The organism is Nocardia lijiangensis NBRC 108240 (genome assembly GCF_001613045.1).
Taxonomy (GTDB): domain Bacteria; phylum Actinomycetota; class Actinomycetes; order Mycobacteriales; family Mycobacteriaceae; genus Nocardia; species Nocardia lijiangensis.
Map to the genome: position 1 here is coordinate 72,275 of NZ_BDBP01000019.1, position 24,549 is coordinate 96,823.

The 24,549-nt window shown below is 69.2% G+C and carries 26 protein-coding genes; 13 read left to right on the plus strand and 13 right to left on the minus strand.

The genetic code is table 11. From position 1 onward, the window contains the following. Nucleotides 1-13 precede the first annotated feature (13 nt). Nucleotides 14-928: a LysR substrate-binding domain-containing protein gene (locus tag NL1_RS07670; protein WP_067835795.1), complete on the plus strand. Its 915-nt coding sequence runs from the start codon at nt 14-16 to the stop codon at nt 926-928. Nucleotides 929-934: 6 nt separating this feature from the next. Here NL1_RS07670 and NL1_RS07675 read toward each other — a convergent pair whose 3' ends face one another. From NL1_RS07675 to NL1_RS07705, 7 genes are all read right to left on the minus strand, one after another. Further along, complete coding sequence (locus NL1_RS07675) at nt 935-2,092, minus strand: acyl-CoA dehydrogenase family protein (RefSeq protein WP_067835901.1); 1,158 nt, start codon at nt 2,090-2,092, stop codon at nt 935-937. Between the two features lie 96 nt (nt 2,093-2,188). Next, nucleotides 2,189-2,947, minus strand: coding sequence for a DUF8020 domain-containing protein (locus NL1_RS07680; protein ID WP_067835797.1), 759 nt, complete (start codon nt 2,945-2,947; stop codon nt 2,189-2,191). A 79-nt stretch (nt 2,948-3,026) separates the two neighbouring features. Beyond that, nucleotides 3,027-4,277 (minus strand): ABC transporter substrate-binding protein, encoded by a 1,251-nt coding sequence (locus tag NL1_RS07685; protein ID WP_067835799.1) that lies wholly within the window; start codon nt 4,275-4,277, stop codon nt 3,027-3,029. Next, entirely contained in the window at nt 4,267-5,334 is a 1,068-nt protein-coding gene (locus tag NL1_RS07690; protein WP_067835801.1) for a branched-chain amino acid ABC transporter permease, read from the minus strand. Before NL1_RS07690 ends, NL1_RS07685 begins: the two co-directional genes overlap by 11 nt. Further along, nucleotides 5,331-6,212, minus strand: a complete 882-nt coding sequence (locus NL1_RS07695; protein ID WP_067835803.1) for a branched-chain amino acid ABC transporter permease — start codon at nt 6,210-6,212, stop codon at nt 5,331-5,333. Before NL1_RS07695 ends, NL1_RS07690 begins: the two co-directional genes overlap by 4 nt. Before the next feature lie 2 nt (nt 6,213-6,214). Beyond that, nucleotides 6,215-6,940 (minus strand): ABC transporter ATP-binding protein, encoded by a 726-nt coding sequence (locus NL1_RS07700; RefSeq protein ID WP_067835804.1) that lies wholly within the window; start codon nt 6,938-6,940, stop codon nt 6,215-6,217. Further along, nucleotides 6,937-7,695 (minus strand): ABC transporter ATP-binding protein, encoded by a 759-nt coding sequence (locus NL1_RS07705; protein ID WP_067835806.1) that lies wholly within the window; start codon nt 7,693-7,695, stop codon nt 6,937-6,939. Before NL1_RS07705 ends, NL1_RS07700 begins: the two co-directional genes overlap by 4 nt. 225 nt (nt 7,696-7,920) lie before the next feature. Here NL1_RS07705 and NL1_RS07710 point away from each other — a divergent pair, with 225 nt between their 5' ends. From NL1_RS07710 to NL1_RS07725, 4 genes are all read left to right on the plus strand, one after another. Continuing rightward, nucleotides 7,921-9,201 (plus strand): PucR family transcriptional regulator, encoded by a 1,281-nt coding sequence (locus NL1_RS07710; RefSeq protein ID WP_067835807.1) that lies wholly within the window; start codon nt 7,921-7,923, stop codon nt 9,199-9,201. Between the two features lie 78 nt (nt 9,202-9,279). Next, a complete protein-coding gene (locus tag NL1_RS07715; protein WP_067835812.1) occupies nt 9,280-10,761 on the plus strand; it encodes a long-chain-fatty-acid--CoA ligase in 1,482 nt (493 codons plus the stop codon). A 530-nt stretch (nt 10,762-11,291) separates the two neighbouring features. Continuing rightward, nucleotides 11,292-11,693 carry an STAS domain-containing protein gene (locus NL1_RS07720; RefSeq protein WP_067835814.1) on the plus strand — a complete coding sequence of 134 codons (402 nt, stop codon included), beginning with the start codon at nt 11,292-11,294 and terminating at the stop codon, nt 11,691-11,693. 169 nt (nt 11,694-11,862) lie between these two features. Continuing rightward, the gene (locus tag NL1_RS07725) at nt 11,863-12,354 is read left to right on the plus strand and encodes a VOC family protein (RefSeq protein ID WP_067835816.1); all 492 of its coding nucleotides are present in this window, start codon (nt 11,863-11,865) and stop codon (nt 12,352-12,354) included. A gap of 1 nt (nt 12,355) precedes the next feature. On the opposite strand, the gene NL1_RS07730 is transcribed toward NL1_RS07725, so the two are convergent. Beyond that, nucleotides 12,356-12,961: a TetR/AcrR family transcriptional regulator gene (locus NL1_RS07730; protein ID WP_067835818.1), complete on the minus strand. Its 606-nt coding sequence runs from the start codon at nt 12,959-12,961 to the stop codon at nt 12,356-12,358. A gap of 77 nt (nt 12,962-13,038) precedes the next feature. Here NL1_RS07730 and NL1_RS07735 point away from each other — a divergent pair, with 77 nt between their 5' ends. Then, nucleotides 13,039-13,446, plus strand: a complete 408-nt coding sequence (locus NL1_RS07735; RefSeq protein ID WP_067835903.1) for a RidA family protein — start codon at nt 13,039-13,041, stop codon at nt 13,444-13,446. A 140-nt stretch (nt 13,447-13,586) separates the two neighbouring features. Further along, entirely contained in the window at nt 13,587-13,850 is a 264-nt protein-coding gene (locus tag NL1_RS07740; protein ID WP_067835820.1) for a cold shock domain-containing protein, read from the plus strand. Between the two features lie 11 nt (nt 13,851-13,861). Here NL1_RS07740 and NL1_RS07745 read toward each other — a convergent pair whose 3' ends face one another. Next, the gene (locus tag NL1_RS07745; RefSeq protein ID WP_245673130.1) at nt 13,862-14,332 is read right to left on the minus strand and encodes a transcriptional regulator; all 471 of its coding nucleotides are present in this window, start codon (nt 14,330-14,332) and stop codon (nt 13,862-13,864) included. 220 nt (nt 14,333-14,552) lie between these two features. Here NL1_RS07745 and NL1_RS07750 point away from each other — a divergent pair, with 220 nt between their 5' ends. Next, complete coding sequence (locus NL1_RS07750; RefSeq protein ID WP_084510375.1) at nt 14,553-15,341, plus strand: helix-turn-helix transcriptional regulator; 789 nt, start codon at nt 14,553-14,555, stop codon at nt 15,339-15,341. A 79-nt stretch (nt 15,342-15,420) separates the two neighbouring features. Here the strand turns inward: NL1_RS07750 and NL1_RS07755 are convergent, their stop codons facing one another. Further along, nucleotides 15,421-16,230 (minus strand): VOC family protein, encoded by an 810-nt coding sequence (locus tag NL1_RS07755; protein ID WP_067835822.1) that lies wholly within the window; start codon nt 16,228-16,230, stop codon nt 15,421-15,423. Nucleotides 16,231-16,464: 234 nt separating this feature from the next. Between NL1_RS07755 and NL1_RS07760 the strand changes: the two genes are divergently transcribed. Beyond that, complete coding sequence (locus tag NL1_RS07760; protein ID WP_245673131.1) at nt 16,465-16,914, plus strand: DUF4254 domain-containing protein; 450 nt, start codon at nt 16,465-16,467, stop codon at nt 16,912-16,914. A 44-nt stretch (nt 16,915-16,958) separates the two neighbouring features. Here NL1_RS07760 and NL1_RS07765 read toward each other — a convergent pair whose 3' ends face one another. Then, nucleotides 16,959-18,026, minus strand: a complete 1,068-nt coding sequence (locus NL1_RS07765; RefSeq protein WP_084510376.1) for an alpha/beta hydrolase — start codon at nt 18,024-18,026, stop codon at nt 16,959-16,961. A gap of 108 nt (nt 18,027-18,134) precedes the next feature. After that, nucleotides 18,135-19,007: a LysR family transcriptional regulator gene (locus NL1_RS07770; RefSeq protein ID WP_067835824.1), complete on the minus strand. Its 873-nt coding sequence runs from the start codon at nt 19,005-19,007 to the stop codon at nt 18,135-18,137. 61 nt (nt 19,008-19,068) lie between these two features. On the opposite strand from NL1_RS07770, the gene NL1_RS07775 reads away from it, so the two are divergent. Together NL1_RS07775 and NL1_RS07780 are read left to right on the plus strand one after the other, a co-directional pair. Next, a complete protein-coding gene (locus NL1_RS07775) occupies nt 19,069-20,064 on the plus strand; it encodes an aldo/keto reductase (protein WP_067835826.1) in 996 nt (331 codons plus the stop codon). A 243-nt stretch (nt 20,065-20,307) separates the two neighbouring features. Continuing rightward, nucleotides 20,308-21,852, plus strand: coding sequence for a hypothetical protein (locus NL1_RS07780; RefSeq protein ID WP_067835828.1), 1,545 nt, complete (start codon nt 20,308-20,310; stop codon nt 21,850-21,852). Here the strand turns inward: NL1_RS07780 and NL1_RS07785 are convergent. Further along, nucleotides 21,839-22,822 (minus strand): TIGR03557 family F420-dependent LLM class oxidoreductase, encoded by a 984-nt coding sequence (locus tag NL1_RS07785; protein WP_067835830.1) that lies wholly within the window; start codon nt 22,820-22,822, stop codon nt 21,839-21,841. The two genes, NL1_RS07780 and NL1_RS07785, sit on opposite strands and share 14 nt — an antisense overlap. Nucleotides 22,823-23,244: 422 nt before the next feature. On the opposite strand from NL1_RS07785, the gene NL1_RS07790 reads away from it, so the two are divergent. Together NL1_RS07790 and NL1_RS36285 are read left to right on the plus strand one after the other, a co-directional pair. Then, complete coding sequence (locus NL1_RS07790; protein ID WP_067835833.1) at nt 23,245-24,246, plus strand: glycosyltransferase; 1,002 nt, start codon at nt 23,245-23,247, stop codon at nt 24,244-24,246. Further along, the gene (locus tag NL1_RS36285) at nt 24,243-24,482 is read left to right on the plus strand and encodes a CDGSH iron-sulfur domain-containing protein (RefSeq protein WP_245673132.1); all 240 of its coding nucleotides are present in this window, start codon (nt 24,243-24,245) and stop codon (nt 24,480-24,482) included. The genes NL1_RS07790 and NL1_RS36285 overlap by 4 nt, the downstream gene beginning before the upstream one ends. Nucleotides 24,483-24,549 lie beyond the last annotated feature (67 nt).

Genomic DNA, 24,549 nt, shown 5'->3' on the forward strand with positions numbered 1-24,549 from the left:
GAATGAGGATGTCGTGGAGTTCCGTCATCTGGCCGGGTTCGTCGCGGTCGCCGAGGAGTTGCACTTCGGTCGTGCGGCCGAACGCCTGCACATGGCCCAGCCGCCGCTCAGCCAGCAGATCCGGGCGCTGGAAAAGGAACTCGGGGTCGCGCTGTTCGAGCGGAACACCCGTTCGGTGCGGCTCACCGCCGCGGGCGAGGTGCTGTTGCCGCACGCGCGCAAGGTGCTCGACGACCTCGAGCTGGCCAGGCGGGCGGCGGTCGCCTCGGGGCGCGGCGAGGTCGGCCGGGTCTCGATCGGCTTCGCGGGCGCCAGCAGCCACGAGGCGCTGCCGACGCTGACCAGGGCGGTGCGCGCGGCGCACCCCGGCATCGAGGTGCGCCTGCGCGGACAGACCTACGCGGGCGCCGCGCTGAACCTGGTCGCGGCGCGCGAGCTGGATCTCGGCTTCGTCCGGCTGCCGGTGCGGCGCGAGGGCGTCGCCGTGCGGGTGATCCAGTACGAGCGGCTGGTCGCGGCGCTGCCCGCGGAGCATCCGCTCGCCGACGCCCCCGACCTCGATGTCGCCGACCTCGCCGACGACGCCTTCGTCACTTTCCCCGGCACGCAGGGGTCCAGCGTGCGCGACCATCTGGTGCGCACGGCGCTCGACGCCGGGTTCACGCCGCGCATCGTGCAGGAGGCGCCGGACTCGTACACCATCCTCGACCTGGTCGCCGCCGGGGTCGGCGTGACGCTGACGCTCTCCTCGGTGCAGCACATCCATCGGTCCGGCATGGTCTACAAGGAGTTGCGCGGCGACGTTCCCGCGCTCGCGTCCGCGCTGGCCTGGCGGGCGGACAACACCTCGCGCGCGCTGGCCGCCGTGCTCGAGGTGGCCGAACAGGTGCTGCCGACCCCGCCCGAGCCCACGGCGGGCACGCGCTGAAATCCGTTACAGGCCCATATCTTTGGCGATGATCATGCGCATCACCTCGCTGGTGCCGCCGTAGATCCGGTTGACCCGGTTGTCGGCGTAGAGCCGGGCGATCGGATATTCGGTGATGTAGCCGTAGCCGCCGTGCAACTGCAGGCAGCGGTCGATCACGCGGGAGGCGGTCTCGGTGCAGAACAGCTTCGCCGAGGCGGCGTCGGCGGCGGTCAGCTCGCCGCGGTCGTGCGCGGCCAAGGCCCGATCGACGACCGCTTCGGCCGCGTCCACCTCGGCGCGGCAGGCCGCCAGCTCGAACTTGGTGTTCTGGAAACTGGCCACCGGCTTGGCGAAAACCAGCCGGTCCCTGGTGTATTGGTGCGCGAAGCGGATGGCCGCCTTGGCCTGGGCGTAGGCGCCGACGGCGATGCTGAGCCGCTCCTGGGGCAGGTTCTGGCCGAGGTAGGAGAAGCCGCGATGCTCCTCGCCGAGCAGATCTTCGGCGGGCACCCGGACGTCGGTGAAGGTGAGTTCGGCGGTGTCGGAGACCTTGAGCCCCAGCTTGTCGAGTTTGCGGCCGACGGAGTAGCCGGGCGAGCTGGTGTCCACCACGAGCAGGGACAGGCCGTAGCGGCGGTCCTCCGCCGTCGTCGGCGCGGTGCGCGCGCACACGATGACCCGGTCCGCGTGCACGCCGCCGGTGATGAAGGTCTTGGCGCCGTTCAGCACGTAGTGCGTGCCGTCCTCGGACAGGGTCGCGGTGGTGCGGATGCCCGCGAGATCCGAGCCGGTGCCCGGTTCGGTCATGGCGATGGCGAACATCGTCTCGCCGCTGACGAACCCGGGCAGCCAGCGCTGCTTCTGCTCCTCGGTGGCCAGCGCCTTCAGGTACGGAAGGCACAGCGACACATGCACACTGGAGCCGCCGAAGGACACCGCGGCGCGCGCGATCTCCTCGGTGAGCACAGCTTGGAAGGAGAACGATTCGATACCGGCGCCGCCGTACTCGGTGGGGACCTCGATGCCGAACACGCCGAGTTCGCCGAGCTTGCGGTAGAAGTCGCGGGGCACGATGCCGTCGGCATACCACTTGTCGTACTCCGGGACGACCTCGGATTCGATGAACGACCGGACGGTCTCCCGGAACGCCTCGTGGTCGGCCTCGAAAATTGTTCTGCGCACGATGATTTCCTTCCTCGTCGGGGCGGCGCACGGCACCGCCGCGCAGGCCTGCCCGGCGGTGCGCCGGACAGGCCTGCGTGATCTGTTGTTGCGGTGTTACTTCGGGGGAGCCGGAACCGAGGGGTCCTTGCAGTAAGGCAGTTCCGCCGGGCAGGGGGTGATGATGGTGGAGAAGTACTGGAACGCCGAGAACAGCGCGATCGGACCGCCCACCGTGATCAGTCCGACCATGGCGCCCACCGCGCCCAGCGTCGCCGCACCGAGCACGCACCCGGCGATGGTCGCGCCGACCCAGGGGAGCAGCAGCGCGATCACCGGGCTGGCGACCGTCGCACCCGCCGCGCCGCCCAGCAGGCAGCCGACGCCGCCGCCGAGGACCGCGCCGACGACGGCGCTCACCGCGGCGCTGATGGTCATCCGCTGGGCGAACACGCCGAGCGCGGATTGGTCACGCGGGGTGAAGGATTCGGCCACCTGCTTGGCCGCCTGCTCCTGGCTGATGACCTCGTTCGCCGACACGGCGGCCACGGGCGTTCCGCCTTCGCGGGACGGCGTCAGGATCGCGCGGTCACCCTCGACCCGCGCCGCGATCGGGTACGCCATGGCGTCCATGCGGTAGGTGAGCGGCACGGTCGCGACCGGGGTGTCGTGCACGTCGGTGACCACCAGCTGGTCCGCGACGACGCGCAACTTGCCGTCGCCGATGGATACTACGGCGGAATCACCCTGGCGGGTGACCTCGTAGCGCACCGCACCCTGTTCCTCGGCGGGCTGGGCGTGGGTGACGCCCGCGCCGCAGACACCGACGGCAACGGCCGCCAGAGCTGCGGTCACGACGCTGTTTCGCAGTTTCATTGTTGATCCTCATCGATCGGTTTTTCTTCGTGCTTGCCGACGACGCCGGAATGCGCCGCGGCACGTGGTGGGGGAGTGGTTACTTGCCGGTGTTGATGACGTCGCCGGTCAGCACCCAGTGGTCACCCTCGAACCTCTGGATGCGCAGGGACTCCATCGGGAACGCGTCGCCTTCGCCGGTCTGCAGCGTGATGCCGGGCAGCAGCAGGTCGATGCCGACATTGTCGAGCGAGCGCATGGCGTCGCGAAGTCCTTCGCGGGTGGGGCATTTCGCGGCTTCCATGGTCTTGTGGAAGCTCTCCGCGGCCGCCCAGCCGACCACCGTGTACTGGTTGGTCGGGTCGGCGCCGGGCGCGTACTTGGCCAGCTTCTCCTGGTAGTGGCGCATGGCGGCGTCGGCCGACCACTGCGGGTCGGATGGGTCCTTGGTGAATGCCGCCGACACCACGCCCTGGGCGTTCTCCAGGCCGACCGGCTTGAGCGTGCTGATGGTGTTGGCCACCTGGGTCAGGATGTGCAGCGGGTTCCAGTCGGTGTTGCGCCGCTCGGCGGCCAGCGCCTGGGAGGCGAACTTCGGCGTGGAGAAGTTCAGCAGCACATCGGCTTTCGAGTTGGCCAGGTTGCGCACCTGCGGTTCCACGGTCGGATCGGTGACCTCGTAGCTCTGCTCGGCCACCACCCGGACGCCGCTGCCCGCGACGGCCTCGGTGAAGCTGGACAGCAGGTCCTTACCGAAATCGTCGTTCTGGTAGAGCACGGCCACGGTCGCGTCGGCCTTCTGCTGACCGACGTACTGCGCGAAGGCGCGGCCTTCGGCGCGGTAGCTCGGCTGCCAGCCGATGGTCCACGGATGTCCTTCGTCCGCACCCCATTTCGTCGCACCGCCCGCGACGAACACCTGCGGCACCTTGCGCTGGTTGAGGTAGTCCCACACCGCGGAGGAAGTCGGGGTGCCCAGCGTCTGGAAGACGGCGAACACCTGATCCTGCTCCACCAGACGGCGGGTCTCCTCGACCGTCTTCGGCGGCTGGTAGCCGTCGTCGCGGACCAGGTATTCGACAGCGCGGCCGCCGATCCCGCCGTGTTCGGCATTGAGGTAGTCGAAGTAGGCGCGAACGCCCTTGGGCAGTTCGCCGTAGGCGGAGGCGGGACCCGACAGCGGGTAGACCCCGCCCAGCTTGATGCTGCTGTCGGTGATGCCGGTGGTCTGCTGACCACGGCATTCGCCCTGCCCGACGGTGCTGCCCGTGTCGCCCCGGCCGCCGCAGGCGGAGACCGCGAGCAGGACGGCGGCCGCGACGCCGGCGGCGCGGATTGCCTTAGTGCGCATTGTTCTTCCCTTTCCGAACGAGATGTTCGAGCCAGCGCGCCGTGCGGCCGAGGAGTCCGGCCAATCCGTTCGGCGCGAGGTACATGACCGCGATGATCAGCAGTCCGAAGATCACTCCAGGTGCCGCCTGGTTGAGGTCCTGGGCGAAGCTCGGGACGTACATCACGAACAGCCCGCCGAGCAGCGGTCCCCACTGACCACCGAGCCCGCCGACGACCAGCCCGGCCAGCAGCGTGATCGACAGTCCGACGGCGAAGGAGTCCGGCGAGACGAAGCCGATCACCCAGGTGTAGACGCAGCCCGCCGCACCGGCGAGCATGGCGCCGCAGGCGAAGGCGAGGGTCTTGTAGAAGGCCAGGCGCACGCCCATCACCTCGGCCGCGATCTCGTTGTCGCGGATCGCGTGCAGCGCCCGCCCGACTCGCGAGCGCAGCAGCCCGGCGACCAGGACGAAACCGATGACGGTGACGAGCAGCGCGAGGAAGTACAGCCACTGGTCCTCGGCCAACCCGGTCCACACCGGCGCCGCGGGCTTGGTCAGCGTCAGCCCCATGGAACCACCGGTGACCGATTCGAAGCGCTTGAGCAGCGGCACCAGGAAGATGGCGATAGCCAGGGTGACCAGCGCCAGGTACAGCCCGCGCAGCCGCAACGCGGGGATGCCGAGTGCGAACCCGAGCGCGAAGGCCACCGCCGCCGCGATCGGAAGGGTCGCGAAATACGGTGTGTCCCACCGATCCATCAGCACCGCGCTGGTGTACGCGCCGACGGCGAAGAACGCGCCGTGCCCCAGCGAGATCTGGCCGGTGTGGCCGACCAGCACGTTCAGGCCGAGCAGTGCGACCGCGTAGATCATCGCCAGCGCCAGCTGGAAGGTGCGGAACGGCACCAGCTGGAACGGTGCGAGACAGGCGATCAGCAGCAGCGCGCCGATCGCGAGCCAGGACCAGTCCGGCATTCGCAGCCGTCGCGTCTCGGTGCGCGGGGCGACGGTTTCGGTCGGCACCGAGGACGTTTCCGCCGCGACGGCGGTGTTCTGAGTTCCCATGTCGCTCATACCCGTTCCACCACCGCGGTTCCGAACAGCCCCTGCGGCCGCAGCAGCAGGACGCCGAGAATGATCACCAGCGGCACGCCGATCTTGAGTTCGGTGCCGATGACGTCCAGGTAGGCGCCGGTGAGGGTTTCGGCGACACCGACGATGAGACCGCCCGCCACCGCGCCGCCCGGGCTGTCGAAGCCGCCGAGCGTCGCCGCGGCGAAGGCGTAGATCAGGACGCCGCCCATCATGTTCGGCTCGAGGAACAGCAGCGGCGCCGAGAGCACGCCGGAGACCGCTCCGACGAGCGCGGCGAGGCCCCAGCCGAGCGCGAGAACGGTGCCGACCCGGATGCCGACCAACCGCGCCGACTGCGGGTTGCAGGCGACGGCCCGCATCGCCAGGCCGATCTTGGTGTAGCGAAACAGCAAGTACAGCAAGCCCATCACCCCGGCGACAACGGCGAGCACGCCGAGGCTGCCGTATCCCGCGGTAACGCCACCGGCCCGGAAAGCGCCCTCCGGGAACGGATTCGGGAACGACTTGACCTGGTAGGACCAGATCCAGCCCGCCGCGGCGTTGACGAAGAAGAACAGGCCGACGGTGACGATCACCAGCGTCAATTCCGGTGCGCCCTCGACGGGCCGGATGATCACGCGTTCGATCAGCATGCCGCCGGCGAAGGACACCACCAGCGTCGCGGGCAGTGCCACCCAGAACGGCAGACCGCTCTGGACCAGCTGCCAGGCCAGGAAGGCCGAGAACATGGCCAGCTCGCCCTGAGCGAAGTTGACGATGCCGGTGAACCGGTAGATGAGCACGAGCGCCAGCGCGAGCCCGGCGTAGATCGCTCCGGCCGTGAGGCCTTCGATGAGTTGTTGCAGAAATCCGGTCATGGTCACATCCGGTATCCGAGATAGGATTCGGCGACCTGCTCGTCGGCCTTGATCTGGGCCGCGGTGCCGGACAAGACGATTCGGCCCGTTTCCAGGACGTGCGCCCGGTGCGCGGTCCCGAGCGCCAGATGCGCGTTCTGCTCGACGACGATCACAGTGGTGCGCTCCTCTTCGTTGATGGTGTGCACGATTTGAAAAAGCTCCTGGGTGACCAGGGGCGAGAGGCCGAGCGATGGCTCGTCCAGCAACAGCAGCCGGGGCCGCGACATGAGCGCCCTGCCGATCGCCAGCATCTGCTGCTGACCGCCGGACAGTCCGCCCGCGGAGTCGCGCAGCTTGTCGCGCAGGATGGGGAAGAAGTCGAAGACCCGGCGCAGATCGGCCTCGGTGCGCACCCGGTCGCGGTGCTGATAGGCGCCGAGGCGCAGGTTGTCCTCGACGGTCAACGGCAGGAAGGTGCCCCGGCCCTCGGGTACGTGCGCGACGCCGAGCCGCGCGATCGCCTCGGGTGTGCGGCCGGTGATCTCGCCGTCGTCGAGGCGGACCGTCCCGCGCACCCGGATCATCCCGCACAGGGCGCGCAACAAGGTCGTCTTGCCCGCACCGTTGGGGCCGAGGATCGCGCAGACCTCGCCGCGGGCCACCGAGAAGCTCAGGCCGTGCAGCACCTTGGCGGCGCCGTAGCCTGCGCGCAGGTCGGTGACGGTGAGGAAGGGTTCGCCGGTCATGCCGCCGTCCCCAGGTAGGCCCGGATGACCGCCGGATCGCGTTGCACCGCTTCGGGTTCGCCCTCGGCGATGACCCTGCCGAACTCCAGGCACACCACCCGGTCGCAGGTGCCCATCACGAATCCCATGTGGTGTTCGACGACGATCACCGTGAGGTCGAACTCGGCGCGCACGGCGCGCAGGCGCTCGGCGAACACGTCGACCTCACCGTGGCTGAGTCCGTTGACCGGCTCGTCCAGCAGCAGCAGTCGCGGCCCGACGGCCAGCGCGCGCGCCAGCTCGATCCGCTTGAGCGTGCCGAACGGCAGACCCGCGGCCGGATGGTCCGCGACGTCGGCCAGGTCCAAGCGCTCCAGCAGAGCGTCGACCTCGGCGCGCAGCCGCCGCTCTTCCCGTCGCACCCGCGGCAGGCGCAGGCTCGCGGAGACGAAACCGGCGGACGCCCGGTGATGGGCGCCGACGAGCACGTTGTCCCGGACCGACATGCGGGGGAACAAGCCGAGGTTCTGGAAGGTGCGGGCGATGCCGAGCCCGGCCAGTGCGTCCGGGCGGACCGTCAGCAGGTCTTCGCCCTGGTAACGCATGGTGCCCTCGGTGGGTTGGTACCGCCTGGTCAGGCAGTTGAACAGGGTGGTCTTGCCCGCGCCGTTCGGACCGATCAAGCCGACCATCTCGCCCGGCGCCACGGCGAAGCCGACGTCGTGCAGGGCGGTGATGCCGCCGAAGCGAACGGTCAGGTGGGATATCTCGAGCATTCGTCCTCCGGCCCGCGTCCGAGACGTGGGTGAAAATTCGGTGCGGGTCGGCGCAGTCTCCGCGGACTGGCCTGTGGATCGTGGTCAGCGTAAAGACGCTGGTCAGGGCGCACATCGGACGCGGAGGCCCAATCTCGGCGGCGCGATTTGTCCGGCGTGGACAGGGGTGGCTGCCTCGTTCGGCCCGGTTGACACCCGTGACGAGGGCCGTGGAGTATGCCGGTTATGTCAGCTGGATCACATTTGATCGGGGTTTCCGCGCCGGTCCACGCCGAGCGCACGCGGATCGTCGGCAGCGTCTTCGAGCACGCGCACGACATCGCCGACGCGGGCATGTCCGCGATCCTGTCGCAGGTCCCCGGGTACGCGGCGCGGGACACCGCCTTCCACGCCGACGTGCACGACCAGCTGACCCGCCTGTGCCGGACCGGGCTCGGCGCGCTGCTGGACAAGCGCCGCGTGACGGCCGCCGACATCGCCTACGCGCGGCGGGCCGCGGCGCGCCGCGCGCAGTCCGGGCTGACCCTCGTCGACTACATCTCCGCGTTCCGGATCGGCCAGCAGGCGATCTGGAAATCGCTGGTCGCCCACGCGGGCGATTCGGAGGCAGGGCGCGATGCGGCACTCTCGATGGTCGTTCCGCTCACCCGCTACTGCGACCTGATCAGCACCCAGGCGGCCAATGCCTACCTGGAATTCCAGCAGTACCTCTCCGCCGAGGCCGGGCGCGACAGCCGGGAGCTGGTGGAGTGCCTGCTGGACGGCGCGCTACCCGACCGGGGACCGCAGCTGGCCATGGCGCACGCACACGGCATCGGCACAGACCGGGCCACGCCCATGGTGGCGGTGACGGCGGTCGTGTTGCGGACGGCGGATCGCGGCGAGCCGGGTGATTCCGACGCGGCGGCCCGGCACATCGCCTCGGCGGCGCTCGCGCGCACCGGGGTCAGCGGGCTGCGCACGCTGTCGGTGGTGCGCGGGCCGGAGATCCTCGCGTTCCCCGCGCTCGGTCGCGACGGCGCCACCGACGAACTGTGCGCGCGGCTGCGGCGGACCCGCGACAAACTGCACGCCGAGGGCATCACGCTCGCCATCGGCGTCAGCACCGCGTTCACCGAGATCGCCCAGTTCTCGCGGGCCTACCAGCAGGCCAGGTCCGCGCTGGATCTGTTGCCCGAGGACGGCGGCGTCCTCGCGCTGCCGCATCTTTCGCCGTTCCGGTATCTCATGCTGCGCGCCGACGACACCGTCCGTCAGCTGGTGGATCCGCGGATCGCCGCCGCATTGGCCGAGGACCGGATGCGGGGCGGGATGCTCGCCGACACCATCCGTGCCTTCGCCGCCGCCGACATGAACCTGCGCGAGGCCGCGGACGCGCTGCGCATCCACCACAACACCGCCAAGTACCGCCTGCGGCGGATCCAGGAACTCACCGGCCGCAACGTCCGCAGCGTCAACGATCTCGTCGAGTTGCTCGTGGCCATCGAGCTGCACGCCGCCAAGTAGGGGCGGAAACAAAACTTGCACCGCTAGTTTGCCTCCTCTACGGTGGCATAAACTTGCGTCGTTAGTTTTGGAGGTGGCATGAACGCCACGCTGTCGTTGGCGAGCATCCTGGCCGAGCAGGCGCGCCGCCGCCCGGACCGGATCGCGTTGATCGAGGGCAGGCAGCGCATCACATTCGCCGAGTTGTGGGCGCAGGCCCGCGAACAGGCCGCCGCCCTGATCGACCTCGGCGTGCGTCCCGGTGACCGCGTCGCGCTGATGTGCCCGAACACCGCCGAGTTCCCGCGCGCCTACTACGCGATCCTCGCCGCGGGCGCCGTGGTGATCCCGGTGCACCTGCTGCTGACGGCGGAGGAAGTCGCGCACGTCCTGCGCGACAGCAGGGCGACGCTGCTGGTGTGCCACGAGCAGGTCGCCGCTGTCGGGCACGCCGCGGCGGCCGCGGTGCGCATCGGCTGTCACGATCCGAACACTCTTGTGGCGGAGCCGATCGGCTCGTTCGTCTCGCGCGCGCCGGGCGATCCCGCCGTGGTGTTCTACACCAGCGGCACCACAGGCAAGCCGAAGGGCGCCGAGCTCAGCCATCTGAACATGGTCATGAACGCGACGGTGAACGCCTTCGACGCCAACGACGTGCGCAGCGATGACGTCGCACTCGGCGCGCTCCCGCTGTTCCACATCTTCGGCCAGACCGTGTCCATGAACTCCACCTGGCGCGCGGGCGCGACGCTCGTGCTGCAGCCTCGTTTCGATCCCGACGAGGCGATCCGGCTGATGCACGCCGAGGGGGTCAACACGTTCCACGGCGTGCCGACCATGTACGTCCGGTTGATCACCTCCGCCACGAAACTCGGCGCGCCGCAACTGCGTTTGTGCATCTCGGGCGGAGCGTCGCTGCCGCAGCCGGTGCTGGAGACCTTCCACGATCTCTTCGGCACCCCGATTCTGGAGGGCTACGGGCTCTCGGAGACCTCGCCGACCGCCGCGGTGAACCAGCCGGACTTCGGGCCGCGAGCGGGCACCGTCGGGCACGCGGTGTGGGGCGTGGAGGTGGAGATCGCGGATCCCGGCGTGCGGGACGAGATCGTCCTGCTGCCCGCAGGTGAACTCGGCGAGATCGTGATCCGGGGGCACAACGTGTTCAACGGATACATCGGCAATCCCGCCGCCACCGCAGCCGCCGTGGTGCAGGGCTGGTTCCGGACGGGCGATCTCGGCGTCAAGGACGCGGGCGGGTACGTGACCATCGCCGACCGGATCAAGGACATGATCATCCGCGGCGGCTTCAACGTCTATCCCAGCGAGGTGGAAGAGGCGCTGCTGTACCACCCCGCCATCGAGGCGGTCGCGGTGATCGGCCTGCCCGACGAGACCTACGGCGAGGAGATCTGCGCGGTCGTCGTCGCCGACGGTCCGCTGACCGCCGAGCAGGTCGTCGCCTTCGGCCGCGAACGCCTGGCCAAGTACAAATACCCGCGTCGCGTGGAGTTCGTCGACCAACTGCCCCTCGGTCCGAGCCACAAGATTCTCAAGCGCGAACTCGTGCGCCGCTACGGCTGAAACCCTCGCACTCCGATGTCGTCCGAAGGCATGGTCGATACCGATCCGGGTAGCCGAATAGCGGCTCGATGATAACGGAGAGGAGGTGTTTGCGGTGATGGATATGTTCATGGAGATGTTCGAGATGGTGCGCGACTTGTTGAGCAGCATGTTCCCGGGCATGCCGATGATGATGTGACGCGAATCGATGAAGGGTTTGACAGACGAACCGCAGGGGGATTCGAGGGGGTTTCGAGCACGTGGCCCCGGCGAGCATGCGCAGGTAGAACAGGTCCTTCTCCGCAAGGGGTGAAAGTCGATCGACTACCGGCCTATGCTTGGTGCACAACTAAGGAGGGCGGCCGGGGCCGCGGATCGTGGCTACGATCGCGCGACGCCGAGGACCGAAGGACAAGACCGGCCGCAGGCTGAGATCTTCAGACGAGCACAGTCCCACGCGGTTCTCGGGCGAATCGCACCGACCAGGTGGCGTCGTTCGACGGTGCCGTTCGGCCGACAGGTGGGACACCATCCCGTTGGGAGGTTCTGCGATGTCGACGAAAATCGTTGTGCGGTCCGGTGTCGGGCGAACTCACCACTACATGCGCGACAAGCGGCGGCCCGGGGGGCGGTCGGTGGCCATGCGCGGCAGTTGCGTGGTGCTGGTGGTGGACGGCGAACTGGATCTGGCCGGACTGCCCGAACTGTGTGCCGCGCTCGACTCGATCCCCGAGCGAGGCTGCCGGGCGGTCGTCGTCGATTTCCGTGCCACCCGCTTCGTCGGGATACGGGCCGCCATCGCGCTGGGGGAATTCAAGCGACAGCTCGCCGAACAGGGCGTCGACCTGCGCTTGGTGTCGGGTCACGCCGAGATCGACCGGGTGCTCGACCTGGTCGGAGTGCGCGCGCTGTTCTGCTACTACGCCAGTCTGGACGAAGCGCTCGGGCCGTGAGCCGCTCGCGCCGAATCCGTGGCACGGGTGTGTTTCGGTGCGCGTCACCCGGTGCGGCCGGGCGGCGACTAAGCGGTTCGAATTGAGGGATTAAACAGAGTCGCTTAACGTCGGTTCATGAGCGACAGGTATTCGAGGGCCGACCCGACGAACGAACACAGGGCCCGGCATGGGCTACGGTGATGGGCCGATCACCCAGATCGCGTGGGTGACCGACGATATCGAGAAGGCGGAACGCTTCTTCGTCACCCATTTCGGCGTGCGGAAATGGACGCGCATCCCCGACGTCGAATTCGGCCCCGGCACGTGCAGCTACCGTGACCGTCCCGCCGACTTCTCCGCGCATATCGCGCTGTCGTATCTCGACGGCATGCAGCTCGAATTGATCCAGCCGGTGCGCGGGGAGAGCATCTACGCCGAGTTCCTCGCCCGCAGTGGGCCCGGTCTGCACCACGTGTGCTTCGAACCGGCCGATTTCGACGCCGCCGTGGCCACGGCCGAGCGCGACGGCCTTCCGGTGCTGCAGCGCGGAGATATGGGCGGGGACATGCGTTTCGCCTATATCGACGGCGCCTCCGAGGGGGTGCCGTTCATCGAGCTGGCGGACATCGGGCCCGGCATGCGCGCGTTCTTCGATCAGGTGAGACGCGAGGCGTCCTGAGTCAGAGCCGCCAGCCTGCCCGCACCGATCGGCGGCAGCGGGTCTTTTCGTCGCCCGCCGCGACGAACAGGGCGGTCAGCAGGGGAATGCCGTTCGCCAGCGTCTCGCGGGGCAGGGGACCGGTGGCGACGAGGGAGGCGAGGCCGTGGCCGACCGTCCAGTTCTGGGTGGCCAGCTCCAGCGGGTCCACGTCGGAGCGGAGGCGGCCCGCGTCCTTCGCGCGCTCCACGGTGACCACCAGCCGATGCAGCGTCTCGTCGGCGGCGGCCGAATCCTCCAGTTCGAAGCCCGCGTCGAACATGACGCGGTAGAGGTCGGGATTCTCCAGCGCGTTCACGACGTAGGCGGCGCCGAGCGCCGCGAGGTCGCGTATCGGATCGGCCGACGCCGCCACCTCGGCGAGCGTGGCCGACAGCCGGGTGAAGCCCTCCTGTCGCAAGGCGCGCCACAGGCCGTCCATGCCGTCGAAATACGTGTAGACCGCCATGGTCGACACGCTCGTGCCCGCCACCAACGCGCGCAGAGTCACCGGCTCCCGCCTGCGCAGCATCTGCGCGGCGCGCTCGAGCAGCATTGATCGCACGTGCGGATTCTTGGTGCGGGCCATGGCGAAACAATACATAGCATTGCTATGGTTTGGTCGGCAGCCGCGCACGCGGAACCGAACGACGTGGAGGAGTGACCATGGCCGTCACGCTGGTCAACCCCGAGGGTTTGCCCAAACCCGATGTGTACCGCCAGCTTTCGATCGCCCAGGGCAGCAGGCTGGTGTTCCTGGCCGGGCAGGTGGCCCGCGACGCCGCGGGCAACAAGGTGGGGGAGGGGGATTTCGCGGCACAGGTCGAGCAGGCCTACCTCAATGTGGCCACCGCGCTCGCTGAGATCGGCGGCTCCTTCGACGACGTCGCCAAGCTGACGATCTACGTGGTCGACTGGAGCGAGGACAAGTACCCGCTGCTCGGCGAGGGCGTGGCGCGGGCGGCGGCGAAGCTGGGCGTCGACCCGGTCAAGCCGATCACGCTGCTCGGTGTCGCCGCGCTGGGCGAGCCGGATCTGATGGTCGAGGTCGAGGCCACGGCTGTCCTCGACTGAGCCGGCGCACGCGTTGAACCGGCCTCGCGGACATCGATCCCGGGCGCTGTTCCCTGCACGCTGTTTCGATCGCGGCGAATCGGGAAATCCGCGGGCACCGGCTGCTCGTTGGGGGCGGCTCGGACCCGGAGGTGATGCCCATGACGCCTGCACGGTCGGGAACGGCGAGCTGGTCGCGCGGGAAGGTGGCGTGGTTCGACGCGCCGAAAGGGTTCGGTTTCATCGAACCCGCGTCGGATCCACGCGCATTGGTGTACGTGGACTATTCGAGTATCGAGATGGTCGGCTATCGCACCCTCGTGGAGGGGCAGCCGGTCGCGTTCATCCGATCGCGGGAACGGCCCGAGGCCGTTGTCGTACGTGTGCTGGCCGAGGGCGTCCGCAAGGGGCGAGTGGCGGCTTGAAACGGGTGCGCTCAATACGGGCAATCCGGCGGGTTGTCCGGTAGCCGCTCGGCGCGACGGAAGCCGATCGCCATGGCGATCAGCAGATCCTGGGATTCCGCGGACAGCTCGCAGGCGGCGCGGGCCAGCCTGCGGAGTTTCTCGTCGAGCAGCTGCTCGACGATCCCGCGGTCGCCGGAGTGGTCGGCGTCGGACGGATTCTCCAGCAAGCCGACCGGGCAGGTGTCGAAGAAATCGGCGAGCGCGCGCACGGTGCGGACGGTCGGTGGCGTGCGCGCGCCGTTGCGCAAGCGCGCGACATACCGGGACGACATGGGATGGCCCGCCGCGGTGAGCGCCCGCGCCACCTCGACGTTGCTGTAGCGCCGTCGATATCCCGGCGGGCGGGTGCTGTCGAACAGCCGGTTCAACCGCGCGGCGAAGCGCGACGCCTCGCCGGCGGAGACGCGAGCCCGGTCGCTGACCTCGATGCGGCGAACCAACTCTGGCACCTCCGGTGACGTGTTTCCGCTGGTAGTGGCTGTGGCGCTCGGGATCGTACGCAGCATCCGGCCGGCGAGCCGGGCCGACACGCCGCGGGTGGCGGGCGGCTTCTGATTAGCTGGATCATTGCCATTGCTACCGTTATCCTGCGAGGCAATCGGTTGCCCACCGGTTCGACGCCGGTGTACCACGGTGACCGACGTGCCCGGGAGGAATGCTGTGGTCGAACAGCCGAGCCCAGACGGCGACCGACATGCGGTGCGCCCGCCGACATTCGGCGGATTGCTTCGGCAGCTGCGCGACGATCGCCGCATCTCCAGGGAGAAGCTCGCCGCCGTCACCGGCATGAGCGCCAGCTACATCACCCACCTGGAAAAGGGCGAGCGCGATCATCCGACGCGGTCGGTCGTCGAGGCGCTGGCCCGCTCGCTGGACGGCGTGCACACACTGAGCCGAGTCGAGCGCAGGCATCTGCTCGATCTGGCGGGACTGTTCGACACCGCGGTGCCGACGGTGGCCCAGTTGCGCGAGGACATCACACCGGAGCTGCGGCGCGGGCTGGAGCTGCACGACCCCAACCCGGCCGGTTACGTCGACTCCCGCTGCAACCTGTTGGCCTGCAACGCCGTCGCCGCCGCCATGCTGCACGACCTGCCCGAGGGCGCCAACCTGCTGCACTGGATCTTCGGCAACCCGGTGGCCGGACACGTCCTCGTCGACTGGGAGCAATTCGCACGGCTGTCGGTCGCCACGCTGCGGGCGCGGATGGGCCGCATACCGCCCGGCGAGTGGTCGGCCGAGCTGCTCGACGAACTCGGCAGGTATCCGGAATTCCGCCGCCTGTGGGGCGACGGGGTGGTCGATTTCGCCGACGTCTCATCGGTCCTGCGCATGCGGGAGCGCGTGACCGGCCGCCCGATCGCGATCGACTTCCAGATGTACGAGGTCGACACCGGGAACTATCCCGGGTGGGTCCGCTTCTTCGTCGGCCTGCGCCGCACGAACTGATCGCACGGACGGCCTCGGCCGACTGCCCGCGCACGGTCGGTGCGCGGGCAGTGGCACGCCGCGATGTCGGCCGTGACGCTCAGCTCGGCGTCGGCGGCTGGCCGACGGCACGAGACGGGTCGATGACCGCGAACACCTCGCCCTGCTGTCCCCGCAGGACGCCCATCCTGCCGAAGGGACTGTCGTCGGGCCCCGCCAGCACGGTGGCGCCGAGCTCGGCCGCCCGGGTGAGCGCGGCGTCGGTGTCGTCCACCTGGAACCAGGCCAGCCAGTGCGGCGGCGCCTCGGTCTGCCGTCCTTTGGTGTCGTCGTTGATGCCGCCGACGGGATCGCCGCCCGACGGCAGGCTGAAGGTCGCGTAGTCGAAGTTCTCGCCGTCGCCGATCTCCTGGTAACCGTAGCCGAACACCGAGGCGTAGAACTGCTGCGCCTGCCGGTAGCCGGGTGTGTGCAGCTCGTTCCAGCAGTAGGCGCCGTGCTCGTTGTAGATCTGCGCGCCGATGTGCTCCTTCGATTCCCACACACCGAAGGCCGCTCCGGTCGGATCGGTGGCGACGAACATGCGGCCGAACTGGTGCACGTCGAACGGCGGCATCAGGACGGTGCCGCCCACGGACGTCACCTTCTCCGCCACCTCGTCGGCGCGATCTGCGGCGAAATAGGTCGTCCACACCGACGGCATCGCCATGTTCTCCGGCTTGGGTCCGATGCCCGCCGCCGCGGATCCGTTGCGCATCGCCATCAGATAGCCGCCCGACTCCGACGGAGTCTCGTCGACCTCCCAGCCGAACAGCGCGGAATAGAACTCCCTGGCTCGGCCCGTGTCGTCGACTTGGCAATCGACCCAGCACGGCGTTCCCTGCGGCCACGCGGTGTCCCGTGTAGGCATATCCCTTCCTCCTACCTGATCGAAGATCGGTGAGTGGATGTCCAGCACTGCCTTGGCAACCGTTAGGCAACCAGAGTAGACCGATCCGTCGCGGTGGCTGGCACGAATGTCGAGGGAGGAATTCGTCGGCGAACGATCGTCCCGGCGGCGCGGGACGTGCGCCCGGTGGACGCGGATGTGTGGAGAACAGGTGGAGTCGGGACTTCGCGGTCGGTCGGCAGGACGGTGGTGCGGGTGTTGACGAGCGCGCGCGGCGGATCCGCGCTACCGCCGCGAGAGTTGGTACTGCGCGCCGTCTGCGGCGTGGTCGACGACTCCGACCCCCTGCTGTGCGCCGCGCACCAGTTGTCCCGGCTGCACGAGCAGCGCGAAGTGGTCGACACCGACGACACCGGCGAGATCGATTGGCAGCGTGCGCGTCTGGTGTGCGAGATCGATCGATGGGTCGGTCTGCTCACCCCGCCGCCGAGCCCGGAGGCGCCCATGCACACCGAGAGCATCGGCGCCGTCGTCGATCGGCTCGCCGAACTGGCCGTGCTGGCCTTTCTCGCGCTCGCCCGCGGCGCCGAGCAGCAGCTCACCGACGTGCAGCAGCGGCTGTACGAATTGGGCTGGGCCTACGACGATCTGATCGGCGAGGTGGGCATCGGCGCCCGGCGGCTGCCCGGCGCCGAGGCGAGCTGACGATCGAAAGCCGGTGCCGCGAACGGAATCCGTGAAGCGGTCGATCAGGCAGGCAGTTCCATCCCCCGTGCCAGCACCGGCCACGACGCCTTGAGCGCGTCCAGCCAGTAGCCCCAGGAATGGGTCCCGGTCGGCGGGAAGTCGTAGGTCGCCGGGATGCCGAGCGAGTTCAGCTTGGCCTGCATATTGTGACTGCAGTAATTGACGGCCGCCTCGATCACGCCGCCGATGATCACCTGGTTCGCCAGTCCGTCGATGCCGGGCAGCGTGAACGGACCGTTGAGAGTCTCGTAGGGGCCGGGCAGCCCGTTGCCGCTGGAGATGAACAGCTCCACCCCGCGCAACTTCTCGGCGTTCACGTACGGGTCGTTGGCCGCCCACATCGGATCGCCGAACGGGCCGTACATGTTGTCGGTGTTGCCGCCGCCCCACCCCCCGACGGCCACGTTGACGAACGAATATCCGGTCAGGTCGCTGATCTGCGCGCATCCGCTGTAAGCCGCCGCCGCGCGGAAGAGGCCGGGCGCCGCGATCGGCAGCTGAAGCACGGAGGTGCCCGAAGTCGACAGTCCCGCAATGGCATTGAGTCCGGTGGTGCCGAGCGCGCCGTCGATCAGGGGCGGCAGTTCCTCGGTGAAGAAGGTCCGCCATTTGTGTAGGCCGAGCACCGGATCAGGCGCCTGCCAATCGGTGTAGTAGCTGAACCGGCCGCCGATGGGCTGGATCACGTTGACGTTGTGCGCGGCAAGGAATTCCAGCGCCTGCGGGGTCCGGTGGTCCCAGTTCGCGGTGCCCTCGCCGCCATCGGCGCCGGAGAGCAGATACAGCGTGGGCCGCGGCACCGAGGCGTCGGCCGGACGTTGCACGGTGACGGTGATCGGCCTGTCCATGGCCGCCGAGTAGACGCTCAGCGTCAGGTGCCGGTCGTCCTGGATGGTGAAATCCACTATGCGCGAACCGTCTGGCGCCACGGGGCGCGCCAGCAACGCGCGGTTCGCCGTGATCGGATCGGTGTTCTCGGCTCGCGCCGTTCCCGGGACGAGCGTGGTGACCATCGCCGCGGCGGTCGCCGCCAGCACGATCGCGGGCCTGCCGAGCACTCGCCGCCCCATGGTGTACCTCCGTGACTCGTTCGGGTCCGTCGCACACTTCCAGGCACACCGTACTGGCTCGGTTACCCTTCGGCTATTCGCTGCGCGGCGTGCCGCTCGCTGCGCGTGTCAGGGGGCGGTCAGGCAGTCCACGAACAGGGCGGTGGCGGGTCGCGTGTCCTCGCTGCGCCACGCGACGGCCAGCTCGGCGGGATCGAGGCCGTCGACAGGGCGGTACACCAGGCCGGGCCGGCAATAGAGATCGGCGTTGCCCTCCGCGACCAGGGTGACGCCCAGCCCCGAGGCGATGGCCTCGAAAGTCTCGTCCGCCCCGGAGGCTTCGGCGCCGATGCGGACGGGATGCCCATTGCGGGCGTCGATCGCCAGCCAGTGATCGCGCAGCGGTCCCGCGGCGCTCGGCAGCGCGACGAACGGCTCGTCGAGCAGGTCGGTGAACGCGATCGTGGCGCGATCGGCAAGAACGTGCCCCTCGGGAAGCATCACGCCGCGGGATTCGCGACGCAGAATCCGGGTGCTGATCCCGTCCGGCGGGATGGGCAGCCAGACGATGCCGACATCGCTGGAGGCGTCGCCGAGCCCCGCCGTCGGATCCGACCAGCCGACCAGGCGCAGCGAGACGGTCCAGTCCGGCGCGGTGGCACGAAACCGGGTGATCGCGCGCCGCTGCAGATCGCGTCCCACCGCGGTCTGCATGCCGACCACGAGCGTCTGCGGGCGGCCGAGCGCCTGGGCGCGGGGGTAGGCGCGATCCCAGCGTTCGAGGATCTCGCGCGCGGTCGGTAGCAGCTCGGCGCCCTGTGCGGTGAGCGTGACGCCGCGGGGCGTGCGGTCGAAGAGGTCGAAGCCGAGGCGGCGCTCCAGCGCCCGGATCTGCTTGGACAGGGCCGGTTGCGAAACGAAGACGCGCGCCGCGGCCCTGGTGAAGTTGGCCTCCTCCGCCACCGCGACGAGGTAGCGCAGGTCCCGCAGATCGACGTCCATAACGCTTGGTTATACCAACAGGACTTGGACTCCGCCGGGTGTCCTCGGCGAGAGTGGTGCCATGACCAAGATCCCCGTGCGCCACCTCGGCGAAATCCCGGTATCGGCAGTCGGTTTCGGCGCGATGGTGCTCTCACCCGGTATGTACGGAGCCGTCGACGACGACCGCGGCCTCGCCGCGCTCCGGCACGCCTTCGACCAGGGCGCCACGCTCGTCGACTCCAGCGACGGCTACGGCGTCGACGGCCACAACGAACAACTGATCGGTCGCGCGGTCCGTGGCCGCCGCGACGAGATCATCATCGCCACCAAGTTCGGCTTCCGCATCCCGGAAGGCGCTGCGGCACACAAGTTCCCGGTCGGCTTCGCGTTCGGCGAACTGGCCGTGAACGCCGAGCCGCGTTACGTGCGCGGCTACGCCGAGCAGAGCTTGCGCAACCTGGGCACCGACGTGATCGACCTGTACTACCCGCATTTCCCCGATCCCGACGTGCCGATCGAGGAGACCGCGGGCGCGGTGGGCGAGCTGGTCGCCGACGGCCTCGTCCGCTACCTCGGTCTGTCCAATGTCACCGCCGAGCAGCTGCGCCGCGCGCACGCCGCGCATCCCGTCCAAGCGGTGCAGGCGGAATGGTCGATGTGGCGTCCGGTCGACCCGGAATTGCTGGCGACCGCGCGGGAATTGGGTGTCGGCGTGGTCGCATGGAGCCCGTTGGGCGCCGGCTTCCTCACCGGAACGGTCGATCGCGTCGGTGACGACGATTTCCGCGCCAACCTGCCCCGGTTCGACGCGGCCAATCTCGCGGCGAACAACGACTCGTACGCCGCGCTGCAGGGGATCGCGACCGAACTCGATATCAGCCGAAGCCAGTTGGCGCTCGCCTGGCTGCTGCACCAGGATCCGCACGTGGTCCCGATTCCGGGCAGCCGCACACCCGCGCACATCGAGGACAACCTGTTCGCGGCGAACATCGGCCTGCACGCCGACACCCTGCGCCGCATCGAGCAGATCCTCGACGGTGTCGAAGTGGTGGGGGCGACGCTGCTGGAGAACTGATCTCGGCAGGGCCGGACCGGCGGCGTGCCGACGGGACGGAGCGGTCCGGCCGAAGAATCCGACTTTCGCGGGACGATCCATCCGAGACACGCGAACGGTGTGTCGCCCTCGGCGCGCCGACTGGATTCGCGAGGCGGCAAATCTATAGTTTTGCTCGCAACGACGCATCGACTATGAATGTGGGGTGCTGTTCACACTCGTGATCACTTGCCTGCCATCGGATCTCCACGGTCGGAGGTCGATTTGACCATAGAGCACCCCATCGAGGACGAGGTCACGCAGCTGGCGCGACGGGTCGAAAAGGCCCGCGGACGGCTTGCCTATCAGTTCGACCCGGCTCTGACCGAGGCGTTGTCCGAAGACGAACTACACGCCGAACGCGATCTCGCCGAGCGAATTCGCGAACAGGACCGTGGTCAGCGATGGAAAGAGGTGCAGGCCGCTGCGGTCGCCTCAGACCGCGCCCGGCACACGGCGGAAGAAATCGCAAAGGCCGACATGCGAGATTTGTTGCTCGCCCGCAAGGCGATCGCCGCGCAGCGGCGCGAATCCAGTCCGCACGCCAAGCTTGCGTCGCTGTACCGGCACCGCGCGTGGTCGCTGCGCGCGCTGGCCGGCGTTGTCGGCGCCGGCATGCTGTGGTCCGCGGTCAATGTGCAGCACAACATCGCGCCCGGCGGACCTGGCGACCCGCTCTACTGGTTCAGCTACCTGCTGGAAGGGATGATCAGCGTCTGTCTGATCATCATCATGATCGGCACCAACAAGGTGGCCGAGTGGGGTGTCGTCGACAACCGCCGTCAGGTCGCGGCCGCCGAAATGGCGCTGCTGGCACTGACCGTCGGCCTCAACACCTACCCGTACCTGCGCGGTGGTCAGTGGTACGAGGTGGCGGTGCACGCGATCGCCCCCGTGATGATCGGCGTGGCCCTGTTGATTCACGACGCCGCGAGCGCACGGTACGGTCTCGCCATCCATCGGGCCACCGAACAGGTGCGCGAGCTGCCCGATCCCGCCGAGCAGATTCGGGCCAGCTTGCCTGCGCTCGTCGGTCTGCGTGCAGGTGCCGCGGCCGCCGCTGCCGAGCGTCGCGCGGTGCCCGTGTACGAGCCCGAGCCCGAGGTCGTCGCGGAGCGGATCGAGCTTCCGGAGGTCGACGAGTTCGACTTCGAGCAGTTCGACGACGGCGTCGAGAAGCGCCGCGCGCCGGAAGCTCCGCGGGCTACGAACGGCAGCAACGGCAAGGCGCCCCGCGAGCCGGAAGCGACCCGGGTCGCCAACGAGGTGTCCGCTCCGGCCCGCACCCCGAAGGAGGCCGAAAAGCCTGCCGTGGCAGCCAAGCCGCCTGTGGCAGCCAAGCCCGTCGTGGCAGCCAAGTCGCCCGTGGCAGCCAAGCCCGTCGTGGCAGCAGCCAAGGTGGACAAGCCGGTGGCCGAGCCTCCCCCGGTGCAGACGCCGGAGCCGGTGGCCGCCAAGGTGGTTGTCCGGCAGACGCCCCCGCCGCCGGCCAAGCCGATCGAGATCGACCCGCCAGCCGCGGCGCGCCCGGCCAAGGAGAGCTCGTCGATCAAGATGAGCACGAAGGACTCCCGCAACGCGAAGGACTCGCGCAAGGCGGCGCCGCCGGATCCGGACGGCGCCTACCACGAGGTCGTTCGCTCGTCGGGCATCTACGACACCGGCCAGTTCCGCATCGCGGAGGCGCTGGAACAGGAGCTCGCCGAGATGCAGGAGGCGCGCAGGCGGGCGCGCACCGGCAGGCAGCGCTCGGCGCTCAGCCCGGACTAGCGGCCGGGGTGAGCGACCGGCGCAGCCGCTGGTCGAGTTCGTCGCGATAGAACTCGAGGAAGCCGTCCGGATCCGGTCCGGCGTTCTGGAGGGAGAGGTGGTCGAAGCCCGCGTCGGTGTAGGCGCGGACGGCCTCGACGTAGCGTTGCGGATCGGAGCCGCAGGTGAAGTGATCGCGGATGTCCTCCTCGCGCACCGTGGCGCTGGCGGCGGCGAAGTTCACCGGGTTGGGTAGCTCGCTCATGACCTTCCAGCCGGCGAGCGCCCAGCGGGTCGTCTCCAGCGCGGCCTGCGCACCGGTGTGCTCGTCGGGGGCCCAGGCCAGCGGCACTTCGGCGTAGCGCGGTCCCGTGCCGCCGTGCTGGCGGTAGTGCCGGACGATCTCGGGGTCGGCGTCGGTCGCGAAAAGGCCGTCGCCGAGTTCGGCCGCGAGCTCGGCAGACCGCGGTCCGCCCGCCGCGACCGCGATCACCGGTGGCTCGTCGGGCAGGTCGAAGATCCTGGCGTCCGAGAGATGCAGGTATTGGCCCGCGTAGGACCGGTAGCCGCCGCTCCAGAGCAATCGGATGATGTCGATCGCCTCGCGCAACATGTCGTGACGCACCCGCACCGAGTCCGGGAACTCCAGGCCGACGATGTGCTCGTTGAGCCGTTCGCCCGATCCGACACCGAGGGTGAAGCGTCCGTCGGACACCAGCGCCATGGTGGCGGCGGCCTGAGCCACGATCGCCGGGTGGTAACGCAAGATCGGGCAGGTCACGCCGGTGGCCATGCCGATGCGGTCGGTACGCGCCGCGATCGCACCGAGCACCGTCCACGCGAACGGGGAGTGGCCCTGGTTGTCGAGCCAGGGGTGGAAGTGGTCGCCGATCTCGACGAAATCGAAACCCGCTCGCTCGGCCTGCACGGCTTGGCGGATCAGCTCGGCGGGACCGAAACCCTCTGCCGCCAGCTTGTACCCGATCTGCATCGCTACCTCCTTGGCTGGGTGTCGCCGGGCGATCACCCGGTCGGCTACCCCCACTAACCCTCAGCAAACTGAGCGCAAGGCCACCGGCGGGTGCAAAGTGATCTAGGTTTGTCCTGCCCGCACCCGGGTAGATCCGCATCGTCGCATGTCACCGTGGATCGTTCGGGAGGCCCGATGGTCACAACACAGACAGACTCGGCCGTGACCCTCCCCGAATGCCGACTGCCCCGCGATCGGTGGGCAAACTCTATGGGCCCGGTGATCTCGAGGCGACTCCGCGGGAACCACCGCCCAATCGACGTCCTCCTCATCCCGCGCGGCTCCACTGCCATACGGCACGATCGGACGACGGTGCCCGAGACGGTTCCGTGCTGTACTCGGCGTCTGCTCGACCCCGGACCCATCGAGCACCGGAGGGTCCTGTGATCGGCTACTACATCCACCACCACGGCTCGGGTCATCTCCTCCGCGCTCGCCGCATTCGCGCCTGCCTCGGGCAACCGGTGACCGCGCTGTCCTCGCTGACCCTGTCCGACGACGAGGTCTTGGACGATGTCGTCCACCTGCCCGCAGAGAACCCCGCCTCCACCGTCGGCGACCCCACCGCCGCGGGCGCCCTGCACTGGGCGCCGCGCCACGACCGCGGTCTCGCCGACCGGATGGCGGCGATCGCGGCGTGGATCGCGGCCACCCGGCCGGATGCGATGGTGGTGGACGTGTCCGTCGAGGTCGCGCTGCTGGCCCGCCTGCACGGCGTGCCCGTCGTCTGCATGGCGCTGCCGGGTGCACGCACCGATCCCGCCCATCAGCTGGTGCACCGCATCGCCGAGCGGCTGATCGCCGCGTGGCCGCGCGATCTCTACGATCCGCTGTGGCTGCGGCCGTACGCGGACAAGACCCGCTACGTCGGCGGCATCACCCGATTCGACGGCCGTCCCCCGGTGTTCCCGCCGCGCGACGAACGTCCGACCGTGCTGGTCGTCGGCGGCGCGTGCGGCGGCTCGAGCACCGCGGCGCAGGTGCGCGTCTGCGCCCTTCGTCACCCTGAATACCACTGGCGCAGCATCGGATTGGGCGACTGGGCGGACGACCCGTGGCCGGAGCTGTGCCGGGCCGACGTGATCGTGACGCACGCGGGACAGGGCGCGGTCGCCGATGTCGCCGCCGCCGCGAAACCCGCCATCGTGGTGCCCGCGCCGCGTCCCTACGGCGAACAGGAAGCCACCGCGCACACACTCGCCTCGGCCGGAATGGCGCTCACGGTGGACCGCTGGCCCGATCTCGGCGACTGGCCCGCCCTGCTCGCGCGGGCACGCGATCTGGACACCGGCCGCTGGCGTGCGTGGCAGACGCGCGGGGCGGGCGCGCGGGCCGCCGCGGCCATCGCCGAAGTCACCGGCGAGCGGCTGCGCTCCGCCTCGTGAGAACCGCGATCGTCGCGATCTGCCTGTGCCGCCGTTCGAAGAACTATCCCCTGTGCGACACCAGCCACCGAAACCACCGTCGCGCCCGGCGCGTAGGAAGGCGCCGCTTCCGGATCGACAGCGCCGCAGGCGAACTCGATGCCGGGCACTTCATCGCCCAGGGCGGGAAAGCCGAAGCGCAGGAATTCATGAGGGGGAGTCGAGCGCTGTGGCGGGCGATGGTTCGGTGCGGGTGAGCGGCGAATCTCGGTGATCACGTTTCGGTAACGGGGATGCGGGTACCCCACCAGAGTCGAATTCCGT

What these genes read in the sequence shown, in the direction of transcription:
- NL1_RS07725 (WP_067835816.1), top strand. Translation starts at nt 11,863, where the DNA reads ATGGGCTACGGTGATGGGCCGATCACCCAGATCGCGTGGGTGACCGAC.
- NL1_RS07770 (WP_067835824.1), bottom strand. Translation starts at nt 19,007, where the DNA reads ATGGACGTCGATCTGCGGGACCTGCGCTACCTCGTCGCGGTGGCGGAG.
- NL1_RS07705 (WP_067835806.1), bottom strand. Translation starts at nt 7,695, where the DNA reads ATGCTCGAGATATCCCACCTGACCGTTCGCTTCGGCGGCATCACCGCC.
- NL1_RS07715 (WP_067835812.1), top strand. Translation starts at nt 9,280, where the DNA reads ATGAACGCCACGCTGTCGTTGGCGAGCATCCTGGCCGAGCAGGCGCGC.
- NL1_RS07695 (WP_067835803.1), bottom strand. Translation starts at nt 6,212, where the DNA reads ATGACCGGATTTCTGCAACAACTCATCGAAGGCCTCACGGCCGGAGCG.
- NL1_RS07710 (WP_067835807.1), top strand. Translation starts at nt 7,921, where the DNA reads ATGTCAGCTGGATCACATTTGATCGGGGTTTCCGCGCCGGTCCACGCC.
- NL1_RS07765 (WP_084510376.1), bottom strand. Translation starts at nt 18,026, where the DNA reads ATGGGGCGGCGAGTGCTCGGCAGGCCCGCGATCGTGCTGGCGGCGACC.
- NL1_RS07755 (WP_067835822.1), bottom strand. Translation starts at nt 16,230, where the DNA reads ATGCCTACACGGGACACCGCGTGGCCGCAGGGAACGCCGTGCTGGGTC.
- NL1_RS07775 (WP_067835826.1), top strand. Translation starts at nt 19,069, where the DNA reads ATGACCAAGATCCCCGTGCGCCACCTCGGCGAAATCCCGGTATCGGCA.
- NL1_RS07700 (WP_067835804.1), bottom strand. Translation starts at nt 6,940, where the DNA reads ATGACCGGCGAACCCTTCCTCACCGTCACCGACCTGCGCGCAGGCTAC.
- NL1_RS07740 (WP_067835820.1), top strand. Translation starts at nt 13,587, where the DNA reads ATGACGCCTGCACGGTCGGGAACGGCGAGCTGGTCGCGCGGGAAGGTG.
- NL1_RS07680 (WP_067835797.1), bottom strand. Translation starts at nt 2,947, where the DNA reads ATGAAACTGCGAAACAGCGTCGTGACCGCAGCTCTGGCGGCCGTTGCC.
- NL1_RS07730 (WP_067835818.1), bottom strand. Translation starts at nt 12,961, where the DNA reads ATGGCCCGCACCAAGAATCCGCACGTGCGATCAATGCTGCTCGAGCGC.
- NL1_RS07735 (WP_067835903.1), top strand. Translation starts at nt 13,039, where the DNA reads ATGGCCGTCACGCTGGTCAACCCCGAGGGTTTGCCCAAACCCGATGTG.
- NL1_RS07685 (WP_067835799.1), bottom strand. Translation starts at nt 4,277, where the DNA reads ATGCGCACTAAGGCAATCCGCGCCGCCGGCGTCGCGGCCGCCGTCCTG.
- NL1_RS07785 (WP_067835830.1), bottom strand. Translation starts at nt 22,822, where the DNA reads ATGCAGATCGGGTACAAGCTGGCGGCAGAGGGTTTCGGTCCCGCCGAG.
- NL1_RS07720 (WP_067835814.1), top strand. Translation starts at nt 11,292, where the DNA reads ATGTCGACGAAAATCGTTGTGCGGTCCGGTGTCGGGCGAACTCACCAC.
- NL1_RS07690 (WP_067835801.1), bottom strand. Translation starts at nt 5,334, where the DNA reads ATGAGCGACATGGGAACTCAGAACACCGCCGTCGCGGCGGAAACGTCC.